The organism is Vreelandella titanicae (assembly GCF_014697095.1).
Classification (GTDB): domain Bacteria; phylum Pseudomonadota; class Gammaproteobacteria; order Pseudomonadales; family Halomonadaceae; genus Vreelandella; species Vreelandella titanicae.
The window spans coordinates 684,721-699,179 of record NZ_CP059082.1 but is presented as its reverse complement, the minus strand read 5'-3'; the positions used below and the strand labels follow the sequence as shown (position 1 = coordinate 699,179).

Sequence of the window (14,459 nt, the reverse complement as noted above, 5' to 3'; positions counted from 1 at the left end):
TTATGAACGCGAAGAAAGAATCTCGTCTCCGTCGTGCCCGCCGCGCTCGCGCAAAGATCCGCGAGCTGGGCGTGTATCGCCTGTGCGTCAACCGTACCCCGCGTCACATCTATGCGCAGATTATCTCGCCGGATGGTGGCAAAGTGCTAGCCAGTGCTTCTACGCTGGACAAAGTACTGCGCGAGGGTGCGACCGGCAACTCAGATGCGGCCTCTAAAGTGGGTGCTCTGATTGCTGAACGCGCTAAAGAAGCAGGCATCACCCAGGTGGCCTTCGACCGTGCTGGCTTTAAGTATCACGGCCGCGTCAAGGCGCTGGCCGACGCCGCACGTGAAGGCGGCCTGGAATTCTAAAGGGTTTTACGATGGCGAAGAACGAACAGCAAAGCGGTGATCTGCAAGAGAAGTTAGTGCAGGTCAACCGCGTCGCCAAGGTGGTCAAGGGTGGTCGTATTTTCGGCTTCACCGCACTGACCGTCGTTGGTGATGGTAAAGGTCGTGTCGGTTTCGGTCGTGGCAAGGCACGTGAAGTGCCTGTCGCAATCCAGAAAGCGATGGATCAAGCTCGTCGCAACATGGTCAAGGTGAACCTTGCTGGCCATACGCTGCAGTACCCGGTCAAAGCCCGTCACGGTGCTTCCAAGGTGTACATGCAGCCGGCTTCCGAAGGTACCGGTATCATCGCCGGTGGCGCCATGCGCTCTGTATTAGAGCTCGCCGGTGTCCACGACGTACTGGCCAAGTGCTACGGTTCCACCAACCCGGTTAACGTGGTACGAGCGACTGTTAAAGGTCTCTCCTCCATGCAAGCACCGGAAGACGTGGCCGCCAAGCGCGGTCTGTCTGTCGAAGCGATCACGGGGTAAGGCACCATGGCAGCAACGATCAAGGTTACCCAGATCCGCAGCACCATCGGCATTATGCCCAAGCACAAGGCTACTATGAAAGGCTTGGGCCTGCGTCGCATCGGTCATACGGTTGAACTGGAAGACACCCCTGCCGTACGCGGCATGATCCACAAGGTGAACTACCTTGTGCGCGTTGAGGGAGAGTAATCCATGAAACTCAATAACCTAAGCCCGGCTCCGGGCTCCAAACACGCTGCAAAGCGCGTTGGTCGTGGCATCGGTTCCGGTCTTGGTAAGACCGGTGGCCGTGGTCACAAAGGTCAGAAGTCACGTAGTGGCGGCAGTGTTAAGCCCGGTTTCGAAGGCGGTCAGATGCCTTTGCAGCGTCGTTTGCCGAAATTCGGCTTTACGTCTGCAAAATCTCTGGTCTCTGAAGAAGTACGCCTGGCTGAGCTTGCTAAAGTTGCCGGTGGTGAAGTCACCCTGGCATCTTTGAAAGAAGCCAACGTGCTAAAGGACTCTACGCTACACGCGAAGATCATCCTTTCTGGCGAACTGAAAACGGCGGTTACCGTTCGCGGAATCAAGGTCACCAAAGGTGCCCGTGAAGCGATCGAAGCCGCTGGCGGCAAGGTAGAGGACTAAATGGCCAAGTCAGGAAAAATGCCGGCGATGGGCAGCGGTCTGAGTGAACTGTGGGCGCGTTTGCGCTTCGTGCTCCTCGCCATCGTGGTGTACCGTATTGGTGCCCACATTCCCGTTCCCGGTATCAATCCTGACCAGCTTGCTGCCTTGTTTAGGGAGCAACAGGGCACCATTCTGGGCATGTTTAACATGTTCTCGGGTGGCGCCCTGGAGCGCATGAGTGTTCTCGCCCTGGGTATAATGCCCTATATATCGGCGTCGATTATCATGCAGCTCATGACTGCGGTCTCCCCTCATCTTGAGCAGCTCAAGAAAGAGGGTGAGGCTGGCCGCCGCAAGATTAGCCAGTACACCCGCTACGGCACGGTGATACTGGCGTTTGTCCAGGCTACCGGCATGTCCGTCGGTCTGGCTAGCCAAGGCATCGCGTACAGTGCTGACTTCAGCTTCTATTTCACCGCCGTGATTACGTTTGTATCGGGCGCGGTGTTTATGATGTGGCTAGGTGAGCAGATTACCGAGAAGGGCATCGGCAACGGTATTTCGCTGCTGATCTTCGCCGGTATTGTCGCTGGACTGCCCAGTGCCGTGGGCCAAGCCTTCGAGCTTGCCCGTAATGAAGGGGCCTGGAATGTTCTGCCGCTGTTAGCGCTGTCAGTGTTAGGTATTGCGACTGTCGCCTTTGTGGTTTTCATTGAGCGCGGCCAACGCCGTCTCAAAGTTAATTACCCTCGGCGACAAGTGGGCAATAAGATGTATGCAGGGCAAAGTAGCTACCTGCCTTTGAAGGTCAACATGGCCGGTGTTATTCCGGCGATTTTTGCCTCCAGTATCCTGCTTTTCCCGGCCTCTATTGGTCAGTGGGTAGGTGCCGGTGAAGGTATGGAGTGGTTGCAGCGTGCATCTCAGGCATTAGGCCCAGGTCAACCGCTTTACATCTTGCTTTTCGCGGCGGCAGTGGTATTCTTCTGCTTCTTTTACACAGCGCTGGTCTTCAACCCCAAGGATGTGGCTGACAATCTTAAAAAGTCAGGCGCTTTCCTGCCGGGCATTCGCCCCGGCGAGCAGACCGCTCGCTATATCGACAAGGTCATGACACGTTTGACCCTGTTCGGTGCCTTGTATATCACTGCGGTTTCCTTGATGCCCCAGTTCTTGATTGTGGCGTGGAACGTGCCGTTTTTCTTCGGCGGTACCTCGTTGTTAATCGTAGTCGTGGTCATCATGGACTTCATGGCCCAGGTGCAGTCGCATCTCATGTCGCATCAGTATGACTCAGTGATGAAGAAGTCCAACCTGAAAGGCTACGGTAGCGGCGGTATCATGCGCTGAGGCGCCGCCCACCCCTATTTAGTTAGAGAGGGCGCGCCGCGAGCCGGTTTTTGGAGAAAGATCGATGAAAGTTCGAGCTTCCGTAAAGAAAATGTGCCGTAACTGCAAGATCATTCGTCGCAATGGCGCTGTCCGCGTCATCTGCAGCGAGCCACGGCACAAACAACGCCAGGGTTAATAGCCTGGGTTGTATTAAGCGGGTGCCAGCATACCCCTTGCCTTAGGGCAAATGATGGGGTATGCTGTTGCGCCTTTTGTAGATGAATAAACGAGCAAGCCGCTCAAATTTCGGAGTAAGCTGATGGCCCGTATTGCAGGCGTCAATATCCCGGACAACAAGCATGCGGCGATCTCGCTGACCTATATCTTCGGGATTGGCCGTACCCGTGCTGAGCACATCTGTGCTGCAGCCGGTATCGCGCCTACTGCCAAGATCCAGGATCTGTCTTCTGAAGAAGTCGACACCCTGCGTTCTGAAGTTGGCAAGTACACCGTAGAAGGCGACCTTCGTCGTGATGTCACGCTTAACATTAAGCGTCTCATGGACTTAGGCTGCTACCGTGGTCTGCGTCATCGTCGTAGTCTTCCGCTGCGTGGTCAGCGGACTAAGACTAACGCGCGCACCCGTAAGGGCCCGCGTAAGCCGATCCGCAAATAACACGCACGTTCTGGCGTAAAGACAGGAATAGACATCAACATGGCTAACCCGCGTAGTAACCGTAAAAAGGTTAAAAAGCAGGTAGTGGATGCGATTGCGCATATCCATGCCTCTTTTAACAACACGATCGTGACGATCACAGACCGCCAGGGCAACGCTCTTTCTTGGGCGACTGCCGGTGGTTCGGGTTTTCGTGGTTCTCGCAAGAGCACCCCGTTCGCTGCTCAAGTGGCAAGCGAACGTGCAGCAACTGCTGCAGCCGAGTATGGTGTGAAAAACGTAGATGTACTGGTTAAAGGCCCAGGTCCCGGTCGTGAATCCGCCGTGCGCGCACTGAATGCCGCCGGCTTCCGCGTGCAAAGCATCGTAGACGCGACGCCCATTCCCCATAATGGCTGCCGTCCGCCTAAGAAACGCCGCGTTTAAGGAGACAGATTCATGGCTCGTTATATTGGACCGAAGTGCAAACTGTCTCGTCGTGAAGGCACCGACCTCTTTTTGAAGAGTGGTGTTACTCCCTTCGAGAAAAAGTGTAAATCCGAGCAGATCCCGGGTGTACACGGCCAGCGTCGTCAGCGTCTTTCAGACTACGGCTTGCAGCTTCGCGAGAAGCAAAAAGTACGTCGCATGTATGGCGTACTCGAAAAACAGTTCCGTAACTACTACAAAGAAGCCGCTCGCCTGAAAGGTGCGACCGGTGAAGTATTGTTGCAGTTGCTCGAATCCCGACTGGATAATGTCGTCTACCGCATGGGCTTCGGCTCGACTCGCTCTGAAGCGCGTCAGCTGGTCAGCCACAAAGCGATTTCCGTGAACGGCCGCACCGTTAACGTTGCTTCCTATCAAGTGAAGCCGGGTGACGTTGTTTCCATTCGCGAAAAGGCGAAAAACCAAGCACGTATTCAAAGCGCGTTGTCCATTGCGGCCAACCGTGGCGATATCGCTTGGATCGAAATCGACGCCAAGAAGATGGAAGGCACTTTCAAGGCTCTGCCTGAACGCGGTGACCTGTCTGCCGACATCAACGAAAACCTGATCGTCGAGCTGTACTCCAAGTAAGCAGTTTTCTGTTTCTTGTCAATCTGGTGCCGGTTTAACGCCCGCGCCAGATCTTACCGAGTACCAAGTATCCGTTTGGCAGCCTGAAAGGTGTTCATATGCAGCGTTCAGTGACAGAGTTTCTCCGTCCTCGCGACATCAAGGTCGAAGAAATCAGCGCACATCACGCCAAAATCGTGCTCGAACCGTTCGAGCGTGGCTTTGGTCACACCCTGGGGAATGCACTACGTCGCATTCTGCTTTCGTCCATGCCCGGCTGTGCCGTGGTAGAGGCTGAAATCGCCGGCGTCGAGCATGAATACAGTGCGCTTGAAGGGGTGCAGGAAGATGTCATTGAAATCCTCCTGAACTTGAAAGATGTTGCGATCAAGATGCACAGCCGCGATGAGGCGGTGCTCACGCTGAACAAGCAGGGCCCAGCCGTCGTCACCGCTGGCGACATTGCGCTTGATCATAGCGTCGAAATCGTCAACCCGGACCACGTCATTGCTCATGTCAATGAAGGTGCCGAGCTGAAAATTCAGCTTAAGGTAGCGCTGGGTCGTGGCTACGAACCGGCTGACGCGCGCGGCTCTGATGAAGAGTCACGTGCCATTGGCCGCCTGCAGCTGGATGCCACCTTCAGCCCTGTCCGCCGTGTTTCCTACTCGGTTGAGGCCGCTCGTGTCGAGCAGCGTACCGACCTCGATAAGCTAATTATCGATCTGGAAACCGACGGTACCCTGGATCCGGAAGAGGCTATCCGTCGCAGTGCGACCATCCTGCAAGAGCAGCTGGCCGCCTTCGTCGACCTGGAAGCTGATAAAGAACAGGAAGTCGAAGAGGAAGAGGATCATGTCGATCCAATTCTATTGCGCCCCGTAGACGATCTTGAGTTGACCGTTCGCAGCGCGAACTGCCTAAAAGCCGAGAATATTTACTACATCGGTGATCTTATCCAGCGCACAGAAGTTGAGCTGTTGAAGACACCGAACCTCGGTAAAAAGTCTTTGAATGAAATCAAAGATGTATTGGCGGCTCGCGGCTTGTCCCTTGGCATGCGGTTGGAAAATTGGCCACCGGCAAGCCTGAAGGACGACAAAGCCTCCGCGTGAGCGTCGACTTGAGTCCCAGTTTGGTAAGGAATTACAACCATGCGTCATCGTAAGAGTGGTCGTCATCTGAATCGCACCAGCTCGCATCGTCAGGCCATGTTCAAGAACATGTCTGTCTCGCTGGTCGAACATGAAGTCATTAAGACAACCCTGCCGAAAGCCAAGGAGCTGCGTCGCGTAATCGAGCCGCTGATCACCTTGTCTAAGCAGGATAGCGTTGCAAACCGTCGTTTGGCGTTTGCCCGCACGCGCTCTAAAGAAGCCGTCGGCAAACTGTTCAACGAATTGGGTCCGCGTTATGCCGAGCGTCCGGGCGGTTACGTCCGTATTCTCAAGTGCGGTTTCCGCACCGGCGACAACGCGCCTATGGCGTTCGTTGAACTAGTTGACCGTCCGGTTGTTGAAGAAGCCGCTGCAGAAGAGTAATCCTCTGCGCCAGGCCTCTTTGGTAGCGAATGAAAACCGACCCTCAGTGGTCGGTTTTTTTTATGGGCGCATTTATCTTCTGTTTTCTACACTTAACGGCGTCTATTCTTCGTACTAATACCTTATACTCGGCCTATTATTAAATTGAGTAAGCGTCGCGTGCCGCTTGGGCAAGCCTTGTGTTGTAGCTTGAGTGTGGCATGGTAGTTAAGCAGCGGCAGGTTGGTTAAACAGTGATTAGAACTAGCGCATTGATAACAAGCAAGGGGCAGGTATGTATGCGAGGATAAAAAGCGCTGCCGGGGGAGCGTCGGCGATAGGGTTTTTGAGTATGCTAACGCTGCTCATACTTGCGATGGTCACTACTGCGCATGCCGACAACCCGCGCTATGCGGGTATTGTCGTTGATCTGGACAATGGCGAAGTGCTTTACGCCGAGAACATTGACGATCAGCGCTATCCTGCGTCGCTTACCAAAATGATGACGCTCTATCTAACCTTTGAAGCGTTAGAAGAGGGTACGCTGCGCTTGGATCAACCCTTGCCGGTTTCCCATTACGCGGCCGCCAAGCCTGCTGTCAAACTGTGGCTGGCGGCGGGCAGCTCTATTCCGGTAGATACCGCTATTCGCGCACTCGCGGTTCGCTCTGCCAATGATGTTGCCGCAGTGGTTGCCGAAGCCCTGGGCGGCAGCGAAGCGCACTTTGCCCAAATGATGACCACCAAGGCGCGCGAGCTGGGCATGCATGCCACCACCTTTCGCAATGCCTCTGGCTTGCCGGATGACGGCCAAATCACCACCGCGCGGGATATGCTCACGCTTTCGGTACGCGTGATGCAGGACTTTCCCCAGTACTACCACTACTTCGGCCTGCAAGAGTTTACCTACCGGGGCACTCGGCATACCAGCCACAATCGATTGGTGCGTGACTACCCAGGTGCCGATGGCCTAAAAACGGGGTTCATTCGCGCCTCTGGCTTTAACGTGGCCACTACCGCAGTGCGCGGTGATCGGCGGCTGGTGGGCGTCGTCATGGGTGGTTTTTCATCCCAGTCCCGGGATACCCATATGGCCAATCTACTGGATCGTAGCTTCTTGCGTGCGTCGCTACGCGACCAGCAAAGCTGGATGGGCGACACCAGCTTCTCGCGGGAATTTATGGCCTTTGCACCCCCTGCTCAGCCGGTGGCACCACAGCAGCCAGAGCCACGCCAACCCCTGCTGGCGGTGGTCGAAACGTCAACGTTGTCACCATCAGCCAACTCTACCCCCTCAACGCCGGTTGTCGATCTTGAAGAACAGCTAGCCGATATCGTCACCATTCAGCGCCCAACGCCGGCAAGCGAAGATCCACAGCCCGACCCACTTCAAGCGTTCATTGAGCGTGAACGCAAGATGGCCTCTGTCAATGAAACGGGCGGCGGCTGGGGGGTGCAAGTGGGTGCTTTCAGTCGTGAAGCCCAGGCACGGCAATTGGCGCAGCAGGCGGCTCAGCGGATTGCTCAGACTTTAGGCGGACGCATTGCTGTAGACACGGTAGAGGGCCAAAACCCTGTTTATCGCGCCCGGCTAATGGCATTGGACGAGCAGCGCGCTCGCCAAGCGTGCCGTGAGCTGCACTCCCAAGGTATGGACTGTATGGTCGTTAACGCCAGCTTGTAAGGGGGGCCGTCATCACCCCGCCAATGGCTAATTGGCGGGGTTTTTCTTTTTTGGCACTTTGTATTGACCAGTGAACAGGGAGATCGCGGTGACAACCTCGCTGAAAGGCATACTCTGCATGTGTTTGGGCGTTCTTTTCCTCGCCCTAGGCGACGCTGTTTCCAAGTGGTTAGGTGAAGTGCACTCGCCACTGCAGATTATTTTCTTCCGTGCCTTGGTATCGCTACCGCTGATTGCGCTGCTTGCCCATTTTGCCGGTGGGTTACGCAAGCTGCGTACGAAACGGCCGGGCATCCATTTGCTGCGCGGATTGATTTATACCGCCACCATGGTCTGTTTCGTATGGGGGCTAACGCTGCTCCCCCTGGCGGAGGCCACGGCGATTGCCTTTGTGGCGCCGCTGTTTGTGACCCTGCTTTCGGTGCCATTGTTGGGTGAGCGCATTGATCCACCGGTGCTGATCGCATCCTTGGTGGGGTTTGCGGGGGTGCTGATCGTGGTGCGGCCCAACGGCGATGCGTTTCAGATGGGCGCGCTGGTATTGGTGGGGGCGGCGCTATTCTATGCGCTGATGATGATTACCGCCCGGCGCTACGGCGCCCGCGAACACCTCTGGGCAATGCTGTTTTACATGACCTGTGTGCCGCTGGTGGTGACCGCGCTAACGCTGCCCTGGGTATGGCAAACACCCCAGCCGTGGCACTGGGTAGGCTTTTTCGCCTCGGGAGTATTGGGCGTTGCAGCCACCGCTTTTATCACCTTGGCCTTCCGGTTTGCCCCTGCGGCCATCGCCGCGCCTTTTGATTACACCGCCATGCTCTGGGCGGTACTGCTGGGCTGGTGGTTTTGGGGTGAAATGCCGGATCTCTGGGTTTGGGTAGGCAGCGCCTTGATAATGGGCAGCGGGTTAGCGGTAGCGTATCACGACCGTAGGACAACCCTTAAACGTCGTCCTACCGCCTAACTGACGTCACTCTACCGCCACTTTTTGATCTAGGTCACGGAAGCGGTGAGCTTGCCAAAACGGCGGGTTTGGGCTGGTTATAATCCTGGCCTTTCATCGCAGTCCGCTGCGAGCCATCGTCCTGATCACGGTGACTGTCTATGCAAGCCCCCGAACGACTGAAGCAAGCTCCCGAACTACTTTCCCCTGCCGGCACCTTCAAGAACATGCGTTACGCCTTTGCCTATGGGGCCGATGCGGTCTACGCAGGGCAGCCACGCTACTCTCTCAGAGTGCGCAACAACGATTTTAAAATTGATAACTTACACCGTGGTATCGAGTATGCCCATGCCCGAGGCAAGCAGTTTTACGTTGCTTCCAACATTGCCCCTCACAATAGCAAACTGAAAACCTACCTTCAGGATATGGCGCCGGTGATCGAGGCAGGGCCCGATGCACTGATTATGTCGGATCCCGGTTTGATTATGATGGTTCGTGATCGCTGGCCGGATCAACCTATCCACCTCTCGGTGCAATCGAACGTCGTCAACTGGGCTGCCGCCCAATTCTGGCAGCGGCAGGGTATCAGCCGCATCATTTTGTCTAGGGAGCTATCACTGGAAGAGATCGGCGAAATACGCGAACAGTGCCCAGGCTTAGAGATCGAAACCTTTGTTCACGGCGCACTGTGTATCGCCTATTCAGGGCGTTGCCTGCTGTCGGGTTATTTCAATCATCGCGACCCTAATCAAGGTACCTGTACCAACGCGTGTCGCTGGAAATACAACACCGTAGCAGCGACCCAGGATGACACGGGCGACTTAATAGCCGCCCAAGGAAGTGGCAGTGCAGCGGTCGGCAGCCCAGACGAGCTTTCGGCGCTGATTGAAGACGTTTCACGCCCTGGCAAGCTGATGCCTGTGTATGAGGATGAACACGGCACCTACATCATGAACTCCAAGGATCTGCGCGCGGTGCAGCATGTCGCTCGGCTGACGCAAATGGGCGTGGCGTCACTAAAGATTGAAGGGCGCACCAAGTCCCATTATTACGTTGCGCGTACAGCGCAAGTCTATCGCCAAGCCATTGATGACGCAGTCGCTGGGCGCCCCTTCAATAAACGGCTAATGGATGAACTTGAGAACCTGGCGAATAGAGGGTACACCGAAGGTTTCTATCAACGCCATGTGCACGGTGAGTTCCAAAGCTATGAGCAGGGGAACTCGATCGGCGTTCACCAACAGTTCGTCGGTGAAGTGCTGGGTTTCGATCCGGCTCGTGGCAGGTTGGAAGTCGAGGTTAAAAATCGCTTTGAAGTAGGGGATGGCATGGAGCTTATGCTGCCAGGTGGCAATCACCGCTTCGTGCTTGAGCATATCGAGAACTTGCGAGGTGAAGCGCAGAGCGCAGCACCTGGTTCTGGGCATCGCGTGCGAATCCCCGTTCCCAAGGTCAGCATTACCCCTGAACAGCTTGAGTTTGCGCTGTTAATGCGTGATCTCAAGCCTTCCAGAGCAGCACAATCTGAATCGTTGGGGGTAGCGATCAGCTAAACGCATAAACGTCCATTGCAAGCACACCGTGCTCCACGCTGTGGTGTAGCTGTTTTGCGTCACCTCCTGCCCCCATGGCCACCAGCAGCGGCTGGAAGTGTTCAGGGGTCGGGTGGTTCTCCCGCGCGTTGGGGGCGTTCTCCCAGCTAAGCAGTGCTTCACGATCATTGGCGATAAGGCGGTCGCTCACCCAAGTGGCAAATGCACCTACCCAGGCGGGCATAGGGCTCTCCTGGGGCATGATTTCATACAGGTTATGGGTCAGGCTGCCCGAGCCGATCACCAAAATCCCCTCTTCCCGCAGTGCCGACAGGCGCTCGCCCAGCGTGACCAGCTCCGCATTGCTCCAGCGCACCGGAAGCGACAGCGAAACAACCGGCACATTGGCGTCAGGAAACATCAGCGAAAGGGGCACCCAGGCGCCGTGATCCAGGCCGCGCTCTACCCGCTCGGCGCTCAGTAACACGGCCAGCCGTTCAGCCAGTTCCGGCTCACCCGGGGCGGGATACTGGCACTCGAAAAGCGCCTGTGGGAAGCCGCCAAAGTCGTGAATGGTTTCTGGCTTGGCGCTGATGCTGACCTTGAGCGCCAGGCTCTCCCAGTGCGCTGAGACCACTACCACCGCCTTGGGCGCAAGCTGCCTGCCCAGTTCGCGTAGAAAGGCATGAGCCGGGGTTTTATTGAGGGCCAGCATGGGCGAGCCATGGGAAATAAACAGACTAGGTAACATGAGTGAGTCTCCTCAGCAGCATGGCCAACGCTGGCGGTAAGCAAGCGCTGGCAATAGGGTTAGGCGATAGTTTTAGGTGTTAGGCGAATCGGTTACTTAGCACCCAGCGGCCGCTGCCCAGGCCCGCTTGCACGATTAACGCCAGCGTCCAGAACACCGGGAATTCCCAACCGCCGCCGGCATTTGAGAACATCCAGCCGTTGCCAAGATGCACCCAAGCAGCGCCGAGCAGTACCGGCACCAGTGCCAGGCTCACCCAGCGGGTGTAAACACCCAGAATCAGGGCGGCTCCACCGCCTACTTCGGCAGCAATGGTCAGGTAGGCCAGAAACCCTGGTAAACCCAGTGATTCAAAATAGCCGACGGTGCCCGGTAGGGTAAATACAAACACCTTGAGCAAACCGTGAGCAAGGGCCATCACACCCAGTGCGACGCGCAGTAGCGAGATGGCCTGGGGTTGTAAAGAGTGCTGTAGAGAGGGGGCAGAGTGAGTATGCGTTGTCATCGTAGTAGCTTCCATCGAGTGGTTGATGACGCTACTTTACAGCCGGATAAGATCGAGATAATCAGCGTATTTTGCACATCACTGTTGCGTAATGGGCGACAATCCAATGTTCTGCTCCCAAACTGGCGGATCGCCCCACGCCTCGGTGAGCAGGTCGATGAAGCGCTCCACCTTGGCGGGCAGGTAGCGCCGGGCGGGGTAGAGGGCATGAACATCGAGCCGTACCGCTGGCTCATTGGTCAAGATGGGCACTAAACGCCCGCTGGCGATACTCTCTGTGACCAGAAAGCTGGGCTGCTGAGCGATGCCCAGGCCAGCTTCCGCGGCGTGGGTGAGTACATCGCCGTTATTGCTTTCCAGTGGGCCATTGACCGTCAATGACTGCGTGGCAATCTTCCAGTCAGCGCTCTGTTGGCCGCTGCGGTAGCGTAGGCAGTGGTGCTTGGCAAGGGCTTGAACGCTGTCGGGTTCACCGTGGTTGGCAAGATATTCAGGCGATGCGCAAAACAGTAGACGGCACCGCGTCAGTCGGCGCGCCACCAGGCTGGAGTCAGGCAGGCTGCCGATACGGATCGCTACGTCGTAACCCTCTTCAAGCAGGTCGACACGGCGGTCGTTCAAATCCAGGCGCACCTCTAGCGCGGGGTGGGTGTGCATAAACTGGGCGACGAGCGGCGCTAGGTAGCGGGTACCAAAGCTCATCGGCCCATTAACGCGCAGCCGTCCACGCACATCGCTGGTACCTTGGCCCACCTCGGCGGCGGCCTCATCGAGCGCTTGCAGTATCCCTTGGGCGCGGACTAGATAGCGTTCTCCGGCCTCAGTGAGATGTAGTCGTCGCGTGGTGCGTTGTATCAGTCGCGCGCCCAATGTCTCTTCCAGTGCCATGACCTGGCGGGATACGCGAGTGCGGGAAATATCCAGCGCTTCAGCAGCGCGGGTATAGCTACTCAACTCGGCTACCCGCACAAAAGCGACGATATGCTCTAACTGATTCATGACGCCGAATCGGCTTGGAAAATCTGAAAAGCGCGCGCTGCCTGGTAAGGGTCGGGCTGGCCACAAATGGCCGATATCACCGCTAAACCGTTCGCTCCCGCGCGCTGTACGCTAATCGCATGATCCGCTTTCAGCCCACCAATGGCCACGCTGGGCAGTGGGCACGCCTTGACCAGCGCCGCTAAACCGCCAAAGCCGATGGGCTGGGCGTGATCTTGTTTGCTCTCGGTGGCAAACACGGGACCAATCCCGACATAATCGAGTAGCTCAAACGGAGAGACTTGCAGCTGGGCGATAGTATTGATCGACAGGCCGATAATCGCTTGCTCACCTAGTACCCGGCGCGCTTGCTGAACGGCTGCGTCGCTCTGACCGACATGCAGGCCATCTGCCTGGCTTTCTAGTGCCACCTGCAAACGGTCGTTAATGATCAGCGGGATACCGGTGCCCGCCAGAAGCGCTTTTAACCGTTTGGCTTGGGCAATCATCTGTTCGTCGCTGGCATGCTTGTCACGCAACTGCACGATGGTGACACCGCCTTTTACCGCTGCCTCAACCGTCTGTTCCAAACCATGCTCTTGGCAGAGCGTGGCATCGGTGACCAAGTAGAGCGATAGATCAAGCGGCATGGATTGCCTCCAGTTGGGCATAAGTAGTGAGGTCGTCAGGGGTGAGTTGATACAGCGCATCCAGCAGTGCCACTTGAAAGCTACCAGGCCCGTTGGCGTGGCTGCCCGCACGCTCTCCTGTGACCGCAAAGCAGGCCAGCGCGGCTGCCGTTGCACCCAGTGGGGCGTCGCGGTTGGCAGCCACAAATCCCGCCACTAGCGCGCTCAGCCCACAGCCAAGCGTTGTTACACGGGGCATCAAAGGATGGCCACCGTTAATGCGGTAGTGCTGTGTGCCGTCCGTCACCCAGTCGCTTTCACCGGTCATCGCGACAATACAGCCGTGTTTTTGCGCTAATGCTATTGCAGCGTCCACGGCTTGGTCGGTGGCGGCTGTGGCGTCCACGCCGCGGCCTTGGCTAGCTAAACCGTTAAGGGCAAGAATTTCAGACGCATTGCCACGAATCACGCTGGGTTTAGCGGCCAGCAGCTTCGCGCACAGCGTTTGGCGATAGCGCGTGGCGCCAACGGCGACGGGATCTAATACCCAGGGAATGGCATGCTGATCGGCAGTCGCTGTGGCGGTGAGCATAGCGTCAGCCCAGTGGGCAGAGATCGTACCGATATTAATCGACAGCCCCGCGGAGATAGCCGTGAATTCAGCCACTTCTTCAGGCGCATGCAGCATGGCGGGCGACGCGCCGGTGGCTAACAGCAGGTTGGCAGTGCTGTTCATGGCCACATAGTTGGTCATGCAGTGAACCAGCGGTGTCACTGAGCGCAGCGTCTCAAGGTAATCGCCAAGCGGGCGTAGGGTCATAGCATCCTCCCGGCAGGGAGGTGGTAAGCGTTACCACGACTCCCTACGCCGGTGTTATCCGGTTCAGGTTCAAAGGGTGCTTCTCAGCCCAACCGTAACGGAGGGCGCCCCTGTCGAAGGATTACTATCCTTGCCTGAAGTAGCCCTGTAAAGCCCCGGATGCGGACGATAGCAATCTAACGAAACGAAATACGCGTACCGTAGGTAAGCATTTCATCAGGTGTCATCGCTTTACCCTCGACCCCAATCATCTCGTCACCACACTGGTCGGCGAAGGTTAGCACGCCGTGGGTCAAGCCCAGTTGGCCCAGGGTATCGCGGATTTCGCCCGTGCCCAGAAAAGTACTGACGTGGCCCTTGTTATCGCTCAGCTCAGACACGCCGTTAGCATGGTGAAAACGCACTTTGTAGATTCCATCCATCGACTCGACTTCAACAATCGGCGAAAAACCGTTGTGAAGCGCATTGGAAAGCTGTTTTAGCGTCAGGTGGTCACCCAGCGTCATATCGATCGCACTCATGGAAAACTCCTGTGGACGCCTCAAAGGTGGGGCATCACTCATGTTGCGGGAACTGC

20 protein-coding genes and 1 riboswitch are annotated in these 14,459 nt (G+C 56.6%); of the genes, 14 read left to right on the top strand and 6 right to left on the bottom strand.

What is annotated here, in order from left to right:
• The first annotated feature begins 2 nt into the window (after nucleotides 1–2).
• The 14 genes from rplR to trhP all read left to right on the top strand — a co-directional run bounded on the left by rplR (nucleotide 3) and on the right by trhP (nucleotide 10,220).
• Nucleotides 3–353, top strand: a complete 351-nt coding sequence (gene rplR / locus HZS52_RS03355; RefSeq protein ID WP_022520865.1) for a 50S ribosomal protein L18 — start codon at nucleotides 3–5, stop codon at nucleotides 351–353.
• Between the two features lie 11 nt (nucleotides 354–364).
• Nucleotides 365–865, top strand: coding sequence for a 30S ribosomal protein S5 (rpsE, locus tag HZS52_RS03350; RefSeq protein ID WP_007111990.1), 501 nt, complete (start codon nucleotides 365–367; stop codon nucleotides 863–865).
• Nucleotides 866–871: 6 nt separating this feature from the next.
• Nucleotides 872–1,054, top strand: a complete 183-nt coding sequence (gene rpmD, locus HZS52_RS03345; protein ID WP_022520864.1) for a 50S ribosomal protein L30 — start codon at nucleotides 872–874, stop codon at nucleotides 1,052–1,054.
• Between the two features lie 3 nt (nucleotides 1,055–1,057).
• Nucleotides 1,058–1,492, top strand: a complete 435-nt coding sequence (rplO, locus tag HZS52_RS03340; protein WP_009288138.1) for a 50S ribosomal protein L15 — start codon at nucleotides 1,058–1,060, stop codon at nucleotides 1,490–1,492.
• Complete coding sequence (gene secY, locus HZS52_RS03335; RefSeq protein WP_008959155.1) at nucleotides 1,493–2,824, top strand: preprotein translocase subunit SecY; 1,332 nt, start codon at nucleotides 1,493–1,495, stop codon at nucleotides 2,822–2,824.
• 64 nt (nucleotides 2,825–2,888) lie between these two features.
• A complete protein-coding gene (gene rpmJ, locus HZS52_RS03330) occupies nucleotides 2,889–3,002 on the top strand; it encodes a 50S ribosomal protein L36 (RefSeq protein ID WP_008959154.1) in 114 nt (37 codons plus the stop codon).
• A 123-nt stretch (nucleotides 3,003–3,125) separates the two neighbouring features.
• Nucleotides 3,126–3,482, top strand: coding sequence for a 30S ribosomal protein S13 (gene rpsM, locus HZS52_RS03325; RefSeq protein WP_022520863.1), 357 nt, complete (start codon nucleotides 3,126–3,128; stop codon nucleotides 3,480–3,482).
• A gap of 39 nt (nucleotides 3,483–3,521) precedes the next feature.
• Nucleotides 3,522–3,908 (top strand): 30S ribosomal protein S11, encoded by a 387-nt coding sequence (gene rpsK, locus HZS52_RS03320; protein WP_007111985.1) that lies wholly within the window; start codon nucleotides 3,522–3,524, stop codon nucleotides 3,906–3,908.
• Nucleotides 3,909–3,920: 12 nt separating this feature from the next.
• On the top strand, nucleotides 3,921–4,541 hold the full coding sequence (gene rpsD / locus HZS52_RS03315) for a 30S ribosomal protein S4 (RefSeq protein ID WP_008959152.1): 621 nt from the start codon (nucleotides 3,921–3,923) through the stop codon (nucleotides 4,539–4,541).
• Between the two features lie 98 nt (nucleotides 4,542–4,639).
• A complete protein-coding gene (locus HZS52_RS03310; RefSeq protein WP_009288137.1) occupies nucleotides 4,640–5,635 on the top strand; it encodes a DNA-directed RNA polymerase subunit alpha in 996 nt (331 codons plus the stop codon).
• Nucleotides 5,636–5,674: 39 nt separating this feature from the next.
• The gene (gene rplQ / locus HZS52_RS03305) at nucleotides 5,675–6,061 is read left to right on the top strand and encodes a 50S ribosomal protein L17 (RefSeq protein WP_008959150.1); all 387 of its coding nucleotides are present in this window, start codon (nucleotides 5,675–5,677) and stop codon (nucleotides 6,059–6,061) included.
• A gap of 331 nt (nucleotides 6,062–6,392) precedes the next feature.
• Nucleotides 6,393–7,724, top strand: a complete 1,332-nt coding sequence (locus tag HZS52_RS03300; RefSeq protein WP_190374150.1) for an SPOR domain-containing protein — start codon at nucleotides 6,393–6,395, stop codon at nucleotides 7,722–7,724.
• An 88-nt stretch (nucleotides 7,725–7,812) separates the two neighbouring features.
• Nucleotides 7,813–8,688 carry a DMT family transporter gene (locus HZS52_RS03295; protein ID WP_223828041.1) on the top strand — a complete coding sequence of 292 codons (876 nt, stop codon included), beginning with the start codon at nucleotides 7,813–7,815 and terminating at the stop codon, nucleotides 8,686–8,688.
• A 140-nt stretch (nucleotides 8,689–8,828) separates the two neighbouring features.
• Nucleotides 8,829–10,220, top strand: coding sequence for a prephenate-dependent tRNA uridine(34) hydroxylase TrhP (gene trhP / locus HZS52_RS03290; protein ID WP_190374149.1), 1,392 nt, complete (start codon nucleotides 8,829–8,831; stop codon nucleotides 10,218–10,220).
• Here trhP and HZS52_RS03285 read toward each other — a convergent pair.
• The 6 genes from HZS52_RS03285 to HZS52_RS03260 form a co-directional block, all read right to left on the bottom strand.
• Nucleotides 10,213–10,950 carry a DODA-type extradiol aromatic ring-opening family dioxygenase gene (locus tag HZS52_RS03285; RefSeq protein WP_190374148.1) on the bottom strand — a complete coding sequence of 246 codons (738 nt, stop codon included), beginning with the start codon at nucleotides 10,948–10,950 and terminating at the stop codon, nucleotides 10,213–10,215. The genes trhP and HZS52_RS03285 overlap by 8 nt on opposite strands.
• A gap of 79 nt (nucleotides 10,951–11,029) precedes the next feature.
• On the bottom strand, nucleotides 11,030–11,455 hold the full coding sequence (locus HZS52_RS03280; protein ID WP_190374147.1) for a DoxX family protein: 426 nt from the start codon (nucleotides 11,453–11,455) through the stop codon (nucleotides 11,030–11,032).
• A gap of 78 nt (nucleotides 11,456–11,533) precedes the next feature.
• Entirely contained in the window at nucleotides 11,534–12,454 is a 921-nt protein-coding gene (locus tag HZS52_RS03275; protein WP_190374146.1) for a LysR family transcriptional regulator, read from the bottom strand.
• Nucleotides 12,451–13,083 (bottom strand): thiamine phosphate synthase, encoded by a 633-nt coding sequence (thiE, locus tag HZS52_RS03270; protein WP_190374145.1) that lies wholly within the window; start codon nucleotides 13,081–13,083, stop codon nucleotides 12,451–12,453. The genes HZS52_RS03275 and thiE overlap by 4 nt, the downstream gene beginning before the upstream one ends.
• Nucleotides 13,073–13,882, bottom strand: coding sequence for a hydroxyethylthiazole kinase (thiM, locus tag HZS52_RS03265; RefSeq protein WP_190374144.1), 810 nt, complete (start codon nucleotides 13,880–13,882; stop codon nucleotides 13,073–13,075). The genes thiE and thiM overlap by 11 nt, the downstream gene beginning before the upstream one ends.
• A 23-nt stretch (nucleotides 13,883–13,905) precedes the next feature.
• Nucleotides 13,906–14,004, bottom strand: a riboswitch (TPP riboswitch).
• Nucleotides 14,005–14,058: 54 nt separating this feature from the next.
• Nucleotides 14,059–14,403 (bottom strand): hypothetical protein, encoded by a 345-nt coding sequence (locus HZS52_RS03260; RefSeq protein WP_022520854.1) that lies wholly within the window; start codon nucleotides 14,401–14,403, stop codon nucleotides 14,059–14,061.
• Nucleotides 14,404–14,459: the final 56 nt, after the last annotated feature.

Excerpts from the sequence above, each read along its gene's own strand:
- rpsM (WP_022520863.1), top strand. The coding sequence starts at position 3,126 with ATGGCCCGTATTGCAGGCGTCAATATCCCGGACAACAAGCATGCGGCG.
- HZS52_RS03280 (WP_190374147.1), bottom strand. The coding sequence starts at position 11,455 with ATGACAACGCATACTCACTCTGCCCCCTCTCTACAGCACTCTTTACAA.
- rpsK (WP_007111985.1), top strand. The coding sequence starts at position 3,522 with ATGGCTAACCCGCGTAGTAACCGTAAAAAGGTTAAAAAGCAGGTAGTG.
- rplO (WP_009288138.1), top strand. The coding sequence starts at position 1,058 with ATGAAACTCAATAACCTAAGCCCGGCTCCGGGCTCCAAACACGCTGCA.
- HZS52_RS03300 (WP_190374150.1), top strand. The coding sequence starts at position 6,393 with ATGCTAACGCTGCTCATACTTGCGATGGTCACTACTGCGCATGCCGAC.
- trhP (WP_190374149.1), top strand. The coding sequence starts at position 8,829 with ATGCAAGCCCCCGAACGACTGAAGCAAGCTCCCGAACTACTTTCCCCT.
- HZS52_RS03285 (WP_190374148.1), bottom strand. The coding sequence starts at position 10,950 with ATGTTACCTAGTCTGTTTATTTCCCATGGCTCGCCCATGCTGGCCCTC.
- rplR (WP_022520865.1), top strand. The coding sequence starts at position 3 with ATGAACGCGAAGAAAGAATCTCGTCTCCGTCGTGCCCGCCGCGCTCGC.
- rpsD (WP_008959152.1), top strand. The coding sequence starts at position 3,921 with ATGGCTCGTTATATTGGACCGAAGTGCAAACTGTCTCGTCGTGAAGGC.
- thiM (WP_190374144.1), bottom strand. The coding sequence starts at position 13,882 with ATGACCCTACGCCCGCTTGGCGATTACCTTGAGACGCTGCGCTCAGTG.
- rpmD (WP_022520864.1), top strand. The coding sequence starts at position 872 with ATGGCAGCAACGATCAAGGTTACCCAGATCCGCAGCACCATCGGCATT.
- HZS52_RS03260 (WP_022520854.1), bottom strand. The coding sequence starts at position 14,403 with ATGAGTGCGATCGATATGACGCTGGGTGACCACCTGACGCTAAAACAG.
- secY (WP_008959155.1), top strand. The coding sequence starts at position 1,493 with ATGGCCAAGTCAGGAAAAATGCCGGCGATGGGCAGCGGTCTGAGTGAA.
- thiE (WP_190374145.1), bottom strand. The coding sequence starts at position 13,083 with ATGCCGCTTGATCTATCGCTCTACTTGGTCACCGATGCCACGCTCTGC.
- HZS52_RS03310 (WP_009288137.1), top strand. The coding sequence starts at position 4,640 with ATGCAGCGTTCAGTGACAGAGTTTCTCCGTCCTCGCGACATCAAGGTC.
- rpsE (WP_007111990.1), top strand. The coding sequence starts at position 365 with ATGGCGAAGAACGAACAGCAAAGCGGTGATCTGCAAGAGAAGTTAGTG.
- HZS52_RS03275 (WP_190374146.1), bottom strand. The coding sequence starts at position 12,454 with ATGAATCAGTTAGAGCATATCGTCGCTTTTGTGCGGGTAGCCGAGTTG.
- rplQ (WP_008959150.1), top strand. The coding sequence starts at position 5,675 with ATGCGTCATCGTAAGAGTGGTCGTCATCTGAATCGCACCAGCTCGCAT.
- rpmJ (WP_008959154.1), top strand. The coding sequence starts at position 2,889 with ATGAAAGTTCGAGCTTCCGTAAAGAAAATGTGCCGTAACTGCAAGATC.